Here is a 15,591-nt window from a genome sequence, read left to right on the forward strand (position 1 = left end):
ATTCAGCCGTCGATCAGCGCCAGCAGGGCCTGACGGCGGTGGCCCAGTGACCAGCCGAACAGGAGGTGCCGGTAATTGACGGGCGGACGGGGAAGTCCGGTGATCACCAGATGGTTGTACACCGGCTCCCCGCCCTCCACCGCCTCCCGGTACTGCGCGTCGATGGCCTGGGCGTAGGCGCTGTGCACGTCCTCGAGATGGGGCTTGCCGATGTTCTGGTCGGCCCAGCGGTCGCCGAAGACCCGGCGGGTCGGCTCCCCGATGTAGCGGAAGCACAATGGCCCGCCGTCCCGCGCCGTCAGGATGACGCAGCGCGGCAGCAGCCCGGTGCTTTTCAGGTCGTCGTGCAGGCCCGGACCGAACGTGGGATTCCGCTTCCACACGGCGATCATGTCCTGGTGCCAGTCGAGCGCCGTGCGCAACGGCTGCCGGTGGATGTCGACGCGGGTCGCCGCCGGCTCGGCGGGGGGCGGATCGCCGCGGCGACCGCGCAGGATCGTCACCAGACCGCGGGCAAGCGGCCCGGCGATGCGATCCTTGAGAAACCCGGTTGACGGCGGTGTGATGGGCAAGGCAACCGTCACTCCCCGACCTCTTTCCTCGGCGACAGGAACTCCGACGCCATAGCCTGATAGATCCGCCGCGCCGCGTCCAGGGCCACGCTCCCCGCCTTGGCCCCGGCGGCGAGCATCCGGCCGGTCGGCTTGGTCGGCAGGGCCTTCGGCATCGCGGCCTCGATGGCGTCGGCCGCCTGGTCGAAGCGGGCGATGGCCTCGCGCTGCGCGATGCGCTCCAGAGCCGTCACGGCATCGTCGAGAAGGGGGAGCAGCCGCTCGGCGCCGGCTCCCTGGTCCGCCATCGCGGCGCGGCAGGCCCGCAGCGTGGCGAGAACCCCCGCCAGGTCCTGGGCGGGTGCCGCCGCCAGGGCGTCCGGCACCGGATTCCGGCCCACGGCCGGACCGATGCCCGCTTGCTCGGCGGCGGCCTGGAGCTGGTCCAGGAACAGGGCCACGCCCTCCCCGAGGGCCAGGGCCTTCGTGTCCTCGACGATCCCCTCCTGGCAGAGGGCGTGGGCGAGGCGTGCCTCGCGCGCCGTCGACAGGGGCAACTGCCGGACCATCAGGCTCGACAACTCGCGGATGCCGCCGTTCAGCAGGTCGAAGGCATGGGGGCCGCTCGGCGGGTTGGCGACGATGTCGGACATCTGCTCCGCGGCTCTGGTGAACAGCGTGTCGCGCCGGTCGAAGGCCTTGGTCAGATCAAGGGCGGCATCCGGCGCGCGGCCGCCGTTCCGTTGCCCAGAGCGCATCCTGCCTGCCTTTCCGTGATCCTGAAGACCCACGTTCCTGAAGATGGAGGCCCGCCGGTTCCGGTCTGTCCGCCGGAAGCCGCGCTTCCCCGGATGGGCGAGCCAGTATTTCACAATGGGGGGTTGTCAACAACCCGGGCATTCGCTCGATCGGGGAGTCTCCGCGATCGGAATGCGCATCAGGGCTGCGGCCGGGCGTGTCGGGGGCCGGCCTGTCGCGGGCTGGCGGATCGGCCGGTCGCGCGCGCCGCCGGTCGGCCGGTTCCGGTCCGGCGGGCGCGGAGATGGCCGACCGCGTCAGCCCACGGCGTTGAAGTCGTCCAGCAGGGCGGCGATGCGCCCGCTGTCGCTCTGGTCCATGATGACGCGGGCGCGGCGGGTGGCCTCCTGGAGGTCCAGCTTGCGGATCCGGCGCTTCACCAGGGGGATGGCCGGCGGCACCATCGACAGGTCGCGCACGCCCAGCCCGAGCAGAAGCGCGGTGTAGCGCGAATCGCCGGCGATCTCGCCGCAGACCGACACCGGGATGCGGGCGCGCAGCGCCGCCTCGATGGTGAACTGGATCAGGCGCAGCACCGCCGGGTGCAGCGGGTCGTAGAGCGAGGCGACCTGCTCGTCGCCGCGGTCGATGGCCAGCGTGTACTGGGTCAGGTCGTTGGTGCCGATGGAGAAGAAGTCGGCGGCGTAGGCCAGGGCGTCCGCGGACAGGGCCGCGCCCGGCACCTCCACCATCACGCCGACCGGCGGCAGAGGGTCCGCGATGGGCACGCCGCGACGGCGCAGGCGGCGGGCCACCTGGCCCATCATCTCGCGCACGCGCTGCACCTCGGCGACCGAGCAGATCATCGGCAGCAGGATGCGCAGCGGCCCGTGGACGCCGGCCCGCAGCATGGCGGCGAGCTGCGTCTCCAGCAGCTTCGGCTCGCGCAGGCCCAGCCGGACGGCGCGCAGGCCGAGCGCCGGGTTCGCCGGCTCGCCGTAGCGGCCCGCCATCCAGCCGGCCAGCTTCTCCCCGCCGACATCCATGGTGCGGGCGGTGACGGTGCGCCCGCCCATGCCCTCCACGATGGAGCGCAGGACGGTGTACTGCTCGTCCTCGTCCGGCAACTGGTCGCGGTTCATGAACAGGAACTCGGTGCGCAGCAGCCCGATGCCCTGCGCCCCGTTCTCCAGCGCGTGGTCGAGGTCGCGCGGCAGCTCCAGATTGGCCTGGAGCGTCACCGCGGTGTTGTCGCGGGTGACCGCCGGCAGCTTGCGCAGGCCCTTCAGCTGCTCGCGCTCGCGCTCGCGCTCGGCGCGGCGTTGCCGGTAGTCCTCCAGCACCTCGGGTGTGGGGTCGATGATGACGCGCCCCTGGACACCGTCGACGATGACCGTGATCCCGTTCTTCAGGCCGGACAGCAGCCCGCCGACGCCCAGCACCGCCGGAATGCCCAGCGAGCGCGCCATGATCGCCGTGTGCCCCTCGGCGCCGCCGAGCACGGTGGCGAAGCCAGCGACGCGGCGCGGGTCGAGCAGGGCGGTGTCCGCCGGGGTCAGCTCCTCGGCCAGGATCACCGCGCCGGGGTTGAGCATCGAGAAGGCCTGATACTCGTGGCGCATCAGGTTGCGGATCAGGCGCCGTCCCACCTCGCGCACGTCGGCGATGCGCCCGGCGAGGTAGCTGTCCTCCATGCTCGCGAAGGTCTGGGCGATGGTGGCGATCTCGGCCTGGACGGCGGCCTCGGCGTTGACCATCTCCTGCTGGATGCGACGCTCGACGCCGCGGGTCAGGCGGGAGTTGGTGACCATCGCCAGATGGGCGTCCAGAAGGAAGCCGATCTCCTCCGACGCCGAGCCGGGCAGCACCAGCGCCTTGGCCTTCAGCTTGCGGATCTGGCGGCGCGCCTTGCCGCAGGCGTCGGCGAAGCGCGCGGCCTCGGCCTCCACCTGATCGGCGGCGAGCGTGTATTCGGGAACGCGGACGGCGCCGCTCTCCACCACATGGGCCGGGCCGATGGCAATGCCGGGCGAAACGCCCAGCCCGCGCAACGACCGCCCCTGGCCGGCGGCCGGAACGTCAGTCTTCATCGAACTTGCGGGTGATCAGATCCACGAGCGCCGCCATGGCCTCCTCGGCCTCGCGGCCATAGGCGTACAGCTCCACCGAGGTGCCGGGGCCGGCGGCCAGCATCATCAGGCCCATGATGGATTCGCCCGACACCTGCGTCTCGCCACGCCGCACCTCGATCTCGCAATCGAAGGTGGCGACCAGCTTCACGAACTTCGCCGCCGCGCGGGCGTGCAGGCCGCGCTGGTTGCTGATCGTGACGGTCTGGCAGATTTCGGGATTCCTCTCCGGATTCTGTCCGTCAATGCCAGGGGCGCCTTGGATGGGCGCCTTCTCGTCTGGAGAACTCATCGGGTCACCCGTCCGACAGCAGCGAGGAAGCGACGTTGATGTATTTCTGACCGGCCTCCCGCGCGGCGGTCACGGCGTGGGTCAGCGTCTCCTGGCGGCGCACGCTGGCCAGCTTGATCAGCATCGGCAGGTTCACGCCGGCGATCACCTCGACCTTCGCCTTGTCCATGATGGAGATGGCGAGGTTGGACGGGGTTCCGCCGAACATGTCGGTCAGCACGACGACGCCGGACCCGTCGTCCACGTCGGCCACGGAGTTCAGAATGTCCTGACGGCGCTGCTCCATGTCGTCGTCTGGGCCGATGCACACGGCCCGCACCTGCTGCTGCTCACCCACCACATGCTCCAGCGCGGCGATGAACTCTTCCGCGAGGCGCCCGTGGGTTACCAGAACCATACCGATCATGGGACATCCTTCAATTCTGGAGCCTCCCCCGAAGCCACATTCTTATTGCGGCACTTATGAACGATCCCTTATCCGGATCGATCCAACCCACCCGTTGGGCCAACCCACCCCTTGGGCCAACCATCCCGGCCACCCGTTCCGCTGTCAGCCGGCCCGCGGGGCCTGCCGTTCCAGCTCCCGGTGGCTGATCCCCACCTTCAGACCCAGCCCGTCCAGCCAGGCGGCCAACCGTTCGGCGACGAACACGGAGCGGTGCTTGCCGCCGGTGCAGCCGACCGCGATGGTCAGGTAGCTCTTGCCCTCCTGGTTGTAGCGCGGCAGAAGCGGCTGCAACAGGTCCGTCAGATGACGGAAGAATTCGGCGAAATCCGGGTCGCCCTCCACCCGCGCCGCCACGCGGGGGTCGAGGCCGGTCAGCGGTCGCAGATCCGGATCATAGTGGGGATTCGTCAGGAAACGTACGTCGAACACGAGGTCCGCCTCGCGAGGCAACCCCATCCGGAACGAGAAGGAGGTGACGAAGACCTGCAGCGCCGCCTGGGTGCCGATCTGGAAGTTGCCGGCCAGGATGCGGCGCAGGTCATGGATCGACAATTGCGTGGTGTCGATGGTCACGTCGGCCTGCTGCTTCAACGGCAGCAGCATGGCGCGTTCCAGCTGGATGCCGTCCGGCACCGGGCGGTCGATGGCCAGAGGGTGGCGGCGGCGCGTCTCGGTGAAGCGGCGCTGCAGCGTCTCGTCCCCGCAATCGAGGAAGACCAGACGCACCTCCAGCTCCGCATGGGCCTTCAGCGCCTCGACCTCCTCCAGCATGGCGTGGGCGGAGAAGTCGCGGGTGCGGCTGTCGATGACCAGGGCCAGCGGGCGCCGGCGCGGATCGGCCTGCTCCAGCAGCGCCGGGACCAGCGAGAGACGCAGGTTGTCCACCGCCTCGTAGCCGAGATCCTCCAGCGCCTTCAGGGCGACGGACATGCCGGCGCCGGACATGCCGGTGACGAGCACGAGCTGTCCGCCCTGTCCTGGGGATCGTTCCAACGGCGGTTCCTGCAAGGGGCGTGGATCGGTCATGGCAGCTCCGGCGCCTTTCCGAGCGAACCCGCCCGCGCGGCGCCGGCGGCGAGTTTCAGCTTGGCCGGCGCCGAGGCGTCGAAGGGGCAGAGGGCGAGGCGCGGCACGGTCCGGTCGAGAAGATCCGCGGTTTCCTCCTCGGGCAGGCGTTCCACGGCGCCGCGCGGCACCAGATCGACGACCAGACCGATCTCCGCCTCCGTGGCGGCGGGCACCGGCACGATGCCGACCCCCCGAACCTCCAGCAGTCCGGCCAGCGCCGCCGGCGCCGTCGCCATCACCCTGCCATCGTCCACACGCAGCTCCACCCGGTCGTCGGCCACCAACAGCGCCCCCGCGTCGATCATCCGCAGGGCCAGATCGGACTTGCCACTGCCCGACGGTCCCCGCAGCAGCACGCCGACGGACGTTCCGTCCCGGTCGCCGCCGTTACCCAGGCCGCCATTCCATGTGCCGACCAGGACGCAGGTGCCATGAATCGTTGCCATGATCCCGCGAAGGTGAGGTGTGCCGCCGCTTCTGTCAATGGGATGCCGAAAATGCATCCTTTTCCCGCCCGATACGCCTCCAATGCGCCGGCGGGACCACCATGGCCCCGAACCGGGGCGATGCCTCCTTCAGCGCCACCGCCTTCAGCCCGGCCGGTCGCAGCCGGCGTTCAGGGTCAGGCACGGGGTGGGGCGGGCGGTGCGGCGGATGTCCAGCAGCTCGCTGGCCAGCGCGTCGCGCCGCCGGATCATTTCGTCCAGATCGTCCAGTTCCGCGGCCTCCTGGCAGGCGGTGCGGAAATCCTTCTCGCGGGCCAGCCGGGTGAGAAGATGGCTGTAGCTGTCGGCGATGGTCGCCAGATGCCGCTGGGCGCCCTGCAGCGCCTGCGCCAACTGCGTCCGCTCGTCGGCCGACGCCCGCATCATGCGGGCCAGTTCGCCCTGCTGGACGCTGGCGTCCTTGATCAGGCGGGCCAGCCGGTAGCGGCGGAAATCGACCACCGTGGCCGAAGCCGCGGCGGGTCCGTCGATCTGGCGTCGTGCGAACGGGGTGAGGTCGGACTTGGCGTCTGACGTGGTGTCTGACATGGCCCCTCTTCCGGTTGGTGACGTCCGGGTGTCGAAAGGCCAGCCGTCGCGGGCGCGGGAATGACCGGAGTTGAGCATCCGCCGCACCCACGACTTTGTCCATACGTCTTTTCTCAAATTGCAACTATGCCGCATCCGCCATGTGGAAATCCGTTTTGGAAACCCGTTTTGGAAATCCATCAGGGACGGGGCAGGCGCACCGTGAAGACGGCGCCGATCGTCTCCCCGCCGGCTCCGAGGCGGTTGTCCGCCCGGATGGTGCCGCCATGGGCCTCCACGATCTGCTTGGAGATCGACAGGCCGAGCCCCGAATGCGTGCCGAACTTCTCGCCGGCCGGCCGCTCGGTGTAGAAGCGCTCGAAGATCGCCTCCTCCTTGCCCTCCGGGATGCCGGGGCCGTCGTCGCTGACCGTCACCTCCACAGCGCCGTCCGGGGTGCGTCGGGCCGCCAGCCGGACCTGCCCGCCGGGCGGCGAGAAGGACAGGGCGTTGGCGATCAGGTTCTGGAAGACCTGGGTCAGCCGTCCCTCCAGCCCCTTCACGGACAGCGACCCGCCCCGCGGCGGCTCGATGACGACGCTCGGCGCGGCCTCCGCCCCGTCCTCGTCCTCCTCGCCGTCCTCGGCGGTGGTGCGGTGGATGTCGGCCAGCGTGCGGAGCATCGCCCCGATGTCCACCGGCTCCAGCGCGGCGCGGGACAGCTCGGCGTCGAGGCGCGAGGCGTTGGAGATGTCGCTGATCAGCCGGTCCAGCCGCTGCACGTCGTCGGCGATGATCGCCATCAGCTTGTCGCGGCGCGCCGGGTCCTGGATGCGGCTGACGGTCTCCACCGCGCTGCGCAGCGAGGTCAGCGGATTCTTGATCTCGTGGGCGACGTCGGCGGCGAAGCGCTCGATGGCGTCCATGCGCGCCCACAGCGCCGCCGTCATGTCGCGCAGCACGCCGGACAGCTCCCCGATCTCGTCGCCGCGGCGGGTGAAGTCGGGAATTTCCGTATGGCGCCCGTGGCCGGTGCGCAGCCGGTCGGCGGCCTGCGCCAGCTTGCGGATGGGCCGGGCGATGGTGCCGGCCAGATAGAGCGACATCAGGACCGTGACGAGAAGCGCCACCGCGAAGACGCGCAGGATGTCGGTGCGAACGGACCGGATGGCCTCGTCGATCACCGTGCCGCTGCGCGACAGCAGCACCGCCCCCAGCACCTCCTTGTAGCGCTGGACCGGGACGGCGACCGTCAGCAGCAGGTTGGAGCGGGCGACGGGTGAGGCCAGCCGCCACACCGTCGCGCTGTTCTCGCCGGCCAGCGCGCGTTCCACATTGGGCGGCGGGGCCGCCGATTCGGCGGCGTGGCCCGGCGGTTCGCGGTAGAGCGGCAGGTTCTCCCGGCTCGGCACCACGTCGATGAAGCGGGCGTAGAACTCGTTGACCGCCCGCGACGCCGGGTCGCCGGAGGGCGGCAGCGGCAGCTCCTGGATCTCGATCTTGCCGGGCGAGCCGGTCAGCACCCGGCTGTCCGAGAGCAGCCGCCCGTCCGGGCCGTAGAGCCGGGTGTGCGTCTCCGTCGCCAGCGCCAGGCGGCGGATCATCTGGCGCCCCAGCTCCGGCGACAGCTCGTAGCTTTCCTGGCCCAACTCCGGCTCGTCGGCGGCCCGCTGCACGGCGCCCTCGCCCAGCGCCGAGGCGAAGATGCGCGCCTCCGTCTCCAGCGCGTCCAGCTCCGCCTGGACCAGCCGGTCCTGGTAGCGGCCGAGATAGAGCAGGGCGCCGACCAGAAGCAGCAGGGCCAGCACGTTGACGGCCAGGATGCGCAGGGTCAGCGGCGACGGCACGCCGCGGACCCGGCGCCTGGACGCGGCGCGCGGCGCGGTTCCGGAATTGACGGGGTGGGAGGGGGCGTGGTCCGGCGCGCGGACCTCACTCCCTGTATCGGTAACCGACGCCATAGAGCGTTTCGATCTGCGCAAAGTCGGAATCAATGGCCTTGAACTTCTTGCGGAGCCGCTTGATGTGGCTGTCGATGGTGCGGTCGTCGACATAGACGTTCTCGCCATAGGCGGCGTCCATGAGCTGGTCGCGGCTCTTCACATGGCCGGGGCGCTGGGCCAGGGCCTTGACCAGGAGGAACTCCGTCACCGTCAGGTCGATGGGCTGGCCCTTCCAGGTGCAGGAATGGCGGGCGCCGTCCATGACCAGCGGGCCGCGGGTCAGCAGCGCGCCGGGCTCCGGCGCCGTCTTGTCGCGGGTCGCCGCCTCGCGCCGCAGCAGGGTGCGGATGCGCTCGACCAGCAGGCGCTGCGAGAAGGGCTTCTTGATGTAGTCGTCCGCGCCCATGCGCAGTCCCATCAGCTCGTCCACCTCGTCGTCCTTGCTGGTCAGGAAGATGACCGGCAGGTGGCTGGTCTGGCGCAGGCGCTGGAGAAGCTCCATCCCGTCCATGCGCGGCATCTTGATGTCCAGCACGGCGAGGTCCGGCGGGCGCTGCGTCAGGCCGCGCAGCGCTTCGGCGCCGTCGGTGTAGGTGCGCACCTCGAACCCCTCCGCTTCCAGCGCCATGGCAACGGAGGTCAGGATGTTCCGGTCGTCGTCCACCAACGCTACGGTGTGAGACATGTCGTTCGCGTTCCCAATCGCACACCCCGCTTTCGGCAACCGCCGGTGTCGACGTCCGGCTCCCGCGGCCAATTCCAGCGGATGACCGGCCCGTCACGGTCGCTTACTACGGAAGAATGGTTTCGTCTTATTTCGAAATGCGGGCTTTTCTTATGCTCCACGATGCCCATGAGGCGGCGCAAAGGCATGAAAAGCCAACTTTTCGCTTTTCCCAACCTATTTGTCTGGGCCAATATGGCACCAATGCGGCGCCGGGGAAACGGTGCTGCGCGGGAGAACGCATTCGTTTCAGGGCATGAGTTCCGACGAGTCCCCCATCCGTCCGACCCCTTCGGGGCCGGGCGCCGCGGCGTCATCGGACGTCGGCGGCCATACGGGAGGCGCCGCAAGGCGCCTGATGCGTGGTGCCGGTCTGGCGGCGCTGTCCACCGCCCTGCGCGGGGATGACGGCCGGCGGGATGGCCAGCACGATGACCGGGGTGGATGGCCCTACCCCTCGCTGGTCCAGGTGGCCTTCGACCTCGACGGCACGCCCCTTCTCCTGCTCTCCACGCTGGCCGACCACACGAAGAACATCGCGCGGGACCCGCGCGTCGGCCTGCTGTTCGACGGAACGGCGGGGCTGGCGGAGCCGCTGTCCGGGCCTCGGCTGTCCGTTCTCGGACGGGCCGAGCGTTCGGAGGAGCCGCGCCATCGCGCCCGTTTCCTGGCGCGCCATCCCGGTGCCGCGCTCTACGCCGGTTTCGCCGATTTCAGCGTCTACGCCGTGTCGGTGGAGCGCGCCCATCTGGTGGCCGGCTTCGGCCGGGTGCGCTGGCTCGACCGCGCCGACCTGCTGCTGCCGGGCGTCCCCGCGGCGCTGGCCGAGGCCGAGGGCGCCATCCTGGGCCACATGAACGCCGACCACGCCGACGCCTTGCGGCTTTACGCCACGGTTCTGGCCGGACGCTCCGCCGACGGTGCCGAGCCGTGGGCGATGACCGGGATCGACCCCGACGGCTGCGATCTGCGGCGCAGCGGCGAAATGGCGCGGGTTGATTTCGATCACGGCGTGGAAAACCCCGAAGACGCTAGGGTCACTCTCGCCGGCCTTGCCCGGCAGGCTCGCCGGAGCGCACCCGGCGCGGCCGACGGCTCAGTGGATTCGGACGATCGTGACGGCTAACCACGACGCCGCGGCAAGCGGCGCGCAAAAAGAGCGCAACCAGGAGAAAACGTCAGTGGACCATAACGGACCAACCCGTTGCCGTTTTGGGTTTGTGGCCCTGGGGCCACCCCTCTCTTGCCAATCAGGACATCGGGCGCGCCCGGGGGGCGCGTCGGGATGACCGCCGTACGGCCTGCGGGCCGGGCTGCGGTGGTTTGAGCCGGCGGTTAAGACACCGCCACCGAACGAGGACGGCTTCGATAAGGGCCGAAAAGGCCAGCCGTCCGGACCTTCGGGCACCGACCCCCGCATTCCAAGGGGGCGGCGAACCCGGAGACGAGTTGAGAGGCAAAGGATGACCGGAACAACGCGCACGCGGAACAAGAAGCTCCTGGCCTGGGTCGAGGAGATCGCGAACAAGTGCAAGCCCGAGCGGGTGCACTGGTGTGACGGATCGCAGGAGGAATACGACCGCCTGTGCGCCGAGATGGTGGAATCGGGCACCTTCATCAAGCTGAACGAGGCCAAGCGCCCGAACTCCTACCTGTGCCGTTCCGATCCGGGCGACGTCGCCCGCGTCGAGGACCGGACCTTCATCTGCTCCGAGCGCAAGGAGGATGCCGGCCCGACCAACAACTGGGTTGCCCCGGCGGAGATGAAGGCGAAGCTGGACGGCCTGTTCGAGGGCTGCATGCGGGGCCGCACCATGTATGTGGTGCCCTTCAGCATGGGGCCGCTGGGCTCCGACATCGCGCACATCGGCGTGCAGATCTCCGACAGCCCGTACGTCGCGGTCAACATGCGCATGATGACCCGCATGGGTCAGAAGGTGCTGGACATCCTGGGCGACGGCGACTTCGTGCCCTGCCTGCACTCCATCGGCGCGCCGCTGGAGCCCGGTCAGCCGGACGTGGCGTGGCCGTGCAACGCCGATCACAAGTACATCGTGCATTTCCCGGCCGACCACTCGATCGTCTCCTTCGGCTCGGGCTACGGCGGCAACGCCCTGCTCGGCAAGAAGTGCTTCGCGCTGCGCATCGCCTCCTCGATGGGCCGCGAGCAGGGCTGGCTGGCCGAGCACATGCTGATCCTCGGCGTGGAAAGCCCGGAGGGCGAGAAGACCTACGTCGCCGCCGCCTTCCCGTCGGCCTGCGGCAAGACCAACTTCGCCATGCTGGTTCCCCCGGCCGAGTTCGAGGGCTGGAAGGTCCGCACCATCGGCGACGACATCGCCTGGGTGAAGCCGCAGCCGGACGGCACGCTGCGCGCGATCAACCCGGAGGCCGGCTTCTTCGGCGTGGCGCCGGGCACCAGCATCAAGTCGAATCCGAACGCGCTGAAGACGCTGAACGCCAATGTCATCTTCACTAACGTCGCGCTGACCGACGATGGCGACGTGTGGTGGGAGGGCCTGACCGACGAGGCGCCGGCCCACCTGATCGACTGGCAGGGCAACGACTGGACCCCGGCGTCGGGCCGTCCCGCCGCGCACCCGAACTCGCGCTTCACCGCCCCGGCGGCGCAGTGCCCGTCGATCGATCCGGCCTGGGAAGACCCGGCGGGCGTTCCGATCTCCGCCTTCATCTTCGGCGGCCGCCTGTCCAAGACCTTCCCGCTGGTGTTCGAGGCCTACAACTGGCGCGAGGGCGTCTACTGGGCGGCGACCATGGGCTCGGAGGCGACCGCCGCCGCCGTCGGCCAAGCCGCCATCCGCCGCGACCCCTTCGCCATGCTGCCCTTCTGCGGCTACAACATGGCCGACTACTGGAACCATTGGCTGGCGATGGAAGGCAAGGTGGAGAACCTGCCGCGCATCTACCGCGTCAATTGGTTCCGCAAGGACGAGAACGGCAAGTTCGTCTGGCCGGGCTTCGGCGACAACATGCGCGTCCTGCGCTGGATCGTCGACCGCGTCCGCGGCCGTGCGGTGGATGCGGCGGAGAGCCCGTTCGGCTACATGCCGCGCTACCAGGACCTGAACTGGGCCGGTCTCGATTTCGCCGAGGACAAGTTCCGGAAGATCATGGACATCGACCGGAAGGAAGCCGAGGCCGAGGCCAAGGACCAGGAGGAGCTGTTCAACCGCTTCGGCAGCCATCTGCCGGACGAGATCGAGCAGCAGCGCGTGGCGCTCCTCAAGCGTCTGGAGGAGGCTCCGGACACTTGGCGGATCGGCTGAACGGTCCTTTGCAGGATCGTCCGAGCGCGTGAAGAGGGGCCGCCCGCGGGCGGTCCCTTTTCTTTTGCGCGGTGGGGCCGCGGCGGGTCGCTTTTCGGGTACTCCTTTCGTGACACGATCCTTTGTCACGGCTAGGATCGCGTCCGACGCCGGGTGATTTACAAAAACTCAAGGGATTGCTGCGTCACTGGGCCGGCAGAACGCAAGCACGCTCGCCTGACCGGCTTTCCGCGGAGCGGACCGGCCAAGGCACGGGAAATGACGCTGGAGGACGGAAGACATGTTCGTGATGATCGGCTTCGGCGTCGTGGTGTTCAGCGTCTTCGGGGGCTACGTCCTGGGCGGCGGACACCTGGGCGTGCTGTGGATGCCCTTCGAATTCATGATCATCCTGGGCTCCGCCGCCGGCGCGTTCCTGATCGCCAATCCAAAGGCGGTGGTCACCCACACCGGCAAGGAACTCGGACACCTCTTCAAGGGGCCAAAATACAAGAAGGATGATTTCCTCGAACTTCTCACCATGATGTATCAGGTCTTCAAGATTGCGAAGACCAAGGGGCTGCTCGCCCTCGAACAGCACATCGAGAAACCCGAGGATTCACCACTCTTCCAGCAATTCCCAAAATTCTATGGCGACCACCACGCCATAGCCTTCCTCTGCACCTATCTGCGTCTGATGTCGCTCGGGGCCGACAACCCGCACGAGCTGGTCGACCTAATGGACGAGGACATCGAGACCATGCACCACGAGCACCAGCGGATCGCGGACGCCATCCAGGCGGTGGCCGACGCCGTGCCGGCGCTGGGCATCGTCGCGGCGGTGCTGGGCGTGATCCACACCATGGGTTCGATCACCGAACCGCCGGAGGTCCTGGGCAAGCTGATCGGCGGCGCGCTCGTCGGCACCTTCACCGGCATCCTCGTCGCCTACGGCTTCCTGGCGCCGATCGCCAGCGGCCTGAAGAACATCTACCACGCCGAAGGGAAATACTATCAGGCGATGAAGATCGGCCTGATCGCGCATCTGTCCGGATACGCGCCGGCCATCTCGGTGGAATACTCGCGAAACGTGCTGGAGCCTGAATACCGGCCGAGCTTCGCCCAGGTGGAAGAGGCCACCTCGGCCCTGCCGCCCGCCTGACGCCGGATCATTCTTATGCCGACTTCGTCCGACGGCGCCGTCACCATCCTGTGGAACGAAGGGACGGTGGGGGAGTGGGCGGCGCTCCTCGCCCGCGTTCCCCGCTCCACACTGCCGCAGTGCTTCGCCTACGCCAGCGCCATGGGGCGCACTCACGGCTTCGTGCCGCGGCTCGGCCTGATCCGGCGGGACGGCGCGCCCATCGGGATTGTCCAGCTTCTGGAACGGCGCACGCTGCGCCTGTTCCACCAGCGCCAGATTCACCGCGGCCCGCTCTGGCTCGACGGGGCGGAGCCGGACCTGGCGACCCAGGAGGCGGTCTTCCACCGGCTGCGCCGGGCCTGCCCCGACAACCCGCTGAACCGCGCCAGCCTGCTTCCCGAACTGGCCGCCGGGCCGGAGGCCGAGGCGATGCTGCAACGCTGCGGCTTCCGCCGTTTCGGCCCCGGATACCGCACGGTCTGGCTCGACCTGTCGCGTGGCGAGGAGGAGCTGCGCGCGGCGATGGCCCGCGACTGGCGCCAGCGGTTGAAGGGGGTGGAGAAGGCCGGTCTGGTCATCGACCTCGACTGGGAGGCCAAGAACCTGCCCTGGCTGATGAAGCAGGAGCATGAGCAGGCCCTGACCAAGCAGTTCCGCCCGATGACCGGCGCGCTGGCCGTGCGCATCCGCAACGGGCTGCTGAAAGGCGGCGGGAAAGGCGACGGGGTGCTGATGGCCGCCGCGCTGGAGGACCGTTCGAAATCCGCCGCTCCGGCGGCGAGCGCGCTCTTCTACATCCATGGCGGTTCGGCCACCTACCAGATCGGCTGGTCCAGCGAGTCGGGGCGCAAGAGCGGCGCGATGCGGCTGGTGCTGTGGCGGGCGGCCCTGGCCCTCAAGGCGCGCGGCGTGGGCTGGCTCGACCTCGGCGGCATCAACCCGGACAGCGCGCCGGGCGTCACGGAATTCAAGCTGGGGACCGGCGGCCAGGCGGCGGAGAGCGTCGGGCTGTTCCGTTAAAGCGGATTGCAATCCGCTTTGGACCGCGACGGCGGCCCCGGCCGCACATGCGGCCGAAGCCCGCCGGCAAGTGAGGCGATGTGAGTCTAAAGCGAACGGAAGTTCGCTTTAGTGAAGGGACCGTTGAAAGACGGCGCCGACTGTCTCATCCTGGTTGCGAGTGGAAGGAGCACGCCATGGCCGACGACGACATGAAACCGGAAGAGGCGCAACTGGCCATCGCCAAGGCGGCCCAGATGAAGCCGCAGGTTCAGGCCATGCGCGACCGTCTCCGCAAGATGGCGGACGACGAGGAGAAGGGCGTACAGATCCTCGCCAGCGCCATCCGCCGCTTCCTTCATCAGGAGTAGGCGGGGCGGCGCCTCAGCAGGTGGTCGCCTTGGTGCAGCCCTTGTCCTCGTGCTGGCCCGGGGTGCGGGCGAGCTGGAGGCCGCTGCGCGCCTGCTCGAAGCTCTTCTCCAGCGACCGCACCGTCTGCTCGAAGGCTTGCAGCTCACGGCCTTCCAGCTTGTCGCCGGTCGGCAGGTCGATGCTCTTCGGGTTGATCTGCTGGCCGCCCTTCAGCACCTCGTAATGCAGGTGCGGTCCGGTCGACCGGCCGGTGGTGCCGACATAGCCAATGACGTCGCCCTGGTCGACGCGGGCGCCGCGGCGCGTGCCCTTGGCGATGCGGCTCAGGTGGGCGTAGGCCGTGGCGATCTGGGTGTTGTGGCGGATGCGGATGTAGTTGCCGTAGGCGCCGTTCGGCCCGACCTCCTCGACCACACCGCCGCCCGCGGCGTAGATCGGCGTGCCTGTCGGCGCGCCGAAATCCATGCCCTTGTGCATCTTGCTGAAGCCAAGGATCGGGTGGTGGCGCATCCCGAAGCCCGAGGTGATCCGCGCGCCGTCGATCGGCGTGCGCAGCAGGGCGCGGCGGATGCTCTCGCCATCGCGGTTGTAATAGTCGATGCGGCCGTCCCGGCTCTTGTGCCGGTAGATCGGGTACTCCTTGCCGCTCAACACCAGCGCGGCGTAAAGCACGTCGCCTTCCCCGGCGTTCTTGCCGTCGGCGGTGACCAGCCGCTCATACAGGACCTCGAAGCGGTCGCCCGGCTGGAGGTCGCGCTGGAAGTCCACGTCATAGGAATAGTCGCGGATCAGCGCCATCATCACCGAGACCGGGACGCCGGCGGCGCTCCCCGCCTCGAACAGGCTCGACCGGATCACCGTCTGCGCGGCGACCGGCTGGCGAGTGACCGCCTTCTCCGATTCG

16 protein-coding genes (1 of these 16 running past the window's edge) are annotated in these 15,591 nt (G+C 69.2%); 5 read left to right on the forward strand and 11 right to left on the reverse strand.

The window, feature by feature from the left end; all coding sequences use genetic code 11:
* Positions 1-2: 2 nt before the first annotated feature.
* From D3869_RS20380 to D3869_RS20425, 10 genes are all read right to left on the reverse strand, one after another.
* A complete protein-coding gene (locus tag D3869_RS20380) occupies positions 3-572 on the reverse strand; it encodes a hypothetical protein (RefSeq protein WP_247895807.1) in 570 nt (189 codons plus the stop codon).
* Between the two features lie 8 nt (positions 573-580).
* A complete protein-coding gene (locus D3869_RS20385; RefSeq protein ID WP_137141655.1) occupies positions 581-1,309 on the reverse strand; it encodes a hypothetical protein in 729 nt (242 codons plus the stop codon).
* A gap of 297 nt (positions 1,310-1,606) precedes the next feature.
* Entirely contained in the window at positions 1,607-3,379 is a 1,773-nt protein-coding gene (gene ptsP, locus D3869_RS20390; RefSeq protein ID WP_137141656.1) for a phosphoenolpyruvate--protein phosphotransferase, read from the reverse strand.
* The gene (locus D3869_RS20395) at positions 3,369-3,710 is read right to left on the reverse strand and encodes an HPr family phosphocarrier protein (protein ID WP_247895808.1); all 342 of its coding nucleotides are present in this window, start codon (positions 3,708-3,710) and stop codon (positions 3,369-3,371) included. The genes ptsP and D3869_RS20395 overlap by 11 nt, the downstream gene beginning before the upstream one ends.
* A 4-nt stretch (positions 3,711-3,714) precedes the next feature.
* The gene (locus D3869_RS20400; RefSeq protein ID WP_014199776.1) at positions 3,715-4,116 is read right to left on the reverse strand and encodes a PTS sugar transporter subunit IIA; all 402 of its coding nucleotides are present in this window, start codon (positions 4,114-4,116) and stop codon (positions 3,715-3,717) included.
* 144 nt (positions 4,117-4,260) lie between these two features.
* Positions 4,261-5,184 carry an RNase adapter RapZ gene (rapZ, locus tag D3869_RS20405; RefSeq protein WP_137141657.1) on the reverse strand — a complete coding sequence of 308 codons (924 nt, stop codon included), beginning with the start codon at positions 5,182-5,184 and terminating at the stop codon, positions 4,261-4,263.
* Positions 5,181-5,672 (reverse strand): HPr kinase/phosphorylase, encoded by a 492-nt coding sequence (locus D3869_RS20410; RefSeq protein ID WP_137141658.1) that lies wholly within the window; start codon positions 5,670-5,672, stop codon positions 5,181-5,183. Before D3869_RS20410 ends, rapZ begins: the two co-directional genes overlap by 4 nt.
* Positions 5,673-5,816: 144 nt before the next feature.
* A complete protein-coding gene (locus D3869_RS20415) occupies positions 5,817-6,260 on the reverse strand; it encodes a hypothetical protein (RefSeq protein WP_137141659.1) in 444 nt (147 codons plus the stop codon).
* 179 nt (positions 6,261-6,439) lie between these two features.
* Positions 6,440-8,200, reverse strand: a complete 1,761-nt coding sequence (locus D3869_RS20420) for a stimulus-sensing domain-containing protein (protein WP_137141660.1) — start codon at positions 8,198-8,200, stop codon at positions 6,440-6,442.
* A complete protein-coding gene (locus D3869_RS20425; RefSeq protein WP_109071470.1) occupies positions 8,172-8,867 on the reverse strand; it encodes a response regulator transcription factor in 696 nt (231 codons plus the stop codon). Before D3869_RS20425 ends, D3869_RS20420 begins: the two co-directional genes overlap by 29 nt.
* 397 nt (positions 8,868-9,264) lie before the next feature.
* Between D3869_RS20425 and D3869_RS20435 the strand changes: the two genes are divergently transcribed.
* From D3869_RS20435 to D3869_RS33160, 5 genes are all read left to right on the forward strand, one after another.
* Positions 9,265-10,032, forward strand: coding sequence for a HugZ family protein (locus D3869_RS20435; RefSeq protein WP_137141662.1), 768 nt, complete (start codon positions 9,265-9,267; stop codon positions 10,030-10,032).
* Positions 10,033-10,324: 292 nt separating this feature from the next.
* Positions 10,325-12,193, forward strand: coding sequence for a phosphoenolpyruvate carboxykinase (GTP) (locus tag D3869_RS20440; protein WP_282190184.1), 1,869 nt, complete (start codon positions 10,325-10,327; stop codon positions 12,191-12,193).
* Positions 12,194-12,473: 280 nt separating this feature from the next.
* Positions 12,474-13,334, forward strand: a complete 861-nt coding sequence (gene motA, locus D3869_RS20445) for a flagellar motor stator protein MotA (RefSeq protein WP_137141664.1) — start codon at positions 12,474-12,476, stop codon at positions 13,332-13,334.
* 15 nt (positions 13,335-13,349) lie between these two features.
* Positions 13,350-14,336: a GNAT family N-acetyltransferase gene (locus D3869_RS20450; RefSeq protein ID WP_137141665.1), complete on the forward strand. Its 987-nt coding sequence runs from the start codon at positions 13,350-13,352 to the stop codon at positions 14,334-14,336.
* Between the two features lie 176 nt (positions 14,337-14,512).
* Positions 14,513-14,686: a hypothetical protein gene (locus D3869_RS33160; protein ID WP_175426535.1), complete on the forward strand. Its 174-nt coding sequence runs from the start codon at positions 14,513-14,515 to the stop codon at positions 14,684-14,686.
* Between the two features lie 13 nt (positions 14,687-14,699).
* Here D3869_RS33160 and D3869_RS20455 read toward each other — a convergent pair whose 3' ends face one another.
* On the reverse strand, positions 14,700-15,591 hold the 3' portion of the coding sequence (locus D3869_RS20455; protein ID WP_247895809.1) for a peptidoglycan DD-metalloendopeptidase family protein. It continues 458 nt past the right edge of the window; only the last 892 of its 1,350 coding nucleotides appear in the window; the start codon falls outside the window, past its right edge; the stop codon is at positions 14,700-14,702.

It is taken from the genome of Azospirillum brasilense (assembly GCF_005222205.1).
In the GTDB taxonomy this organism is placed as follows: Bacteria; Pseudomonadota; Alphaproteobacteria; order Azospirillales; family Azospirillaceae; genus Azospirillum; species Azospirillum brasilense_G.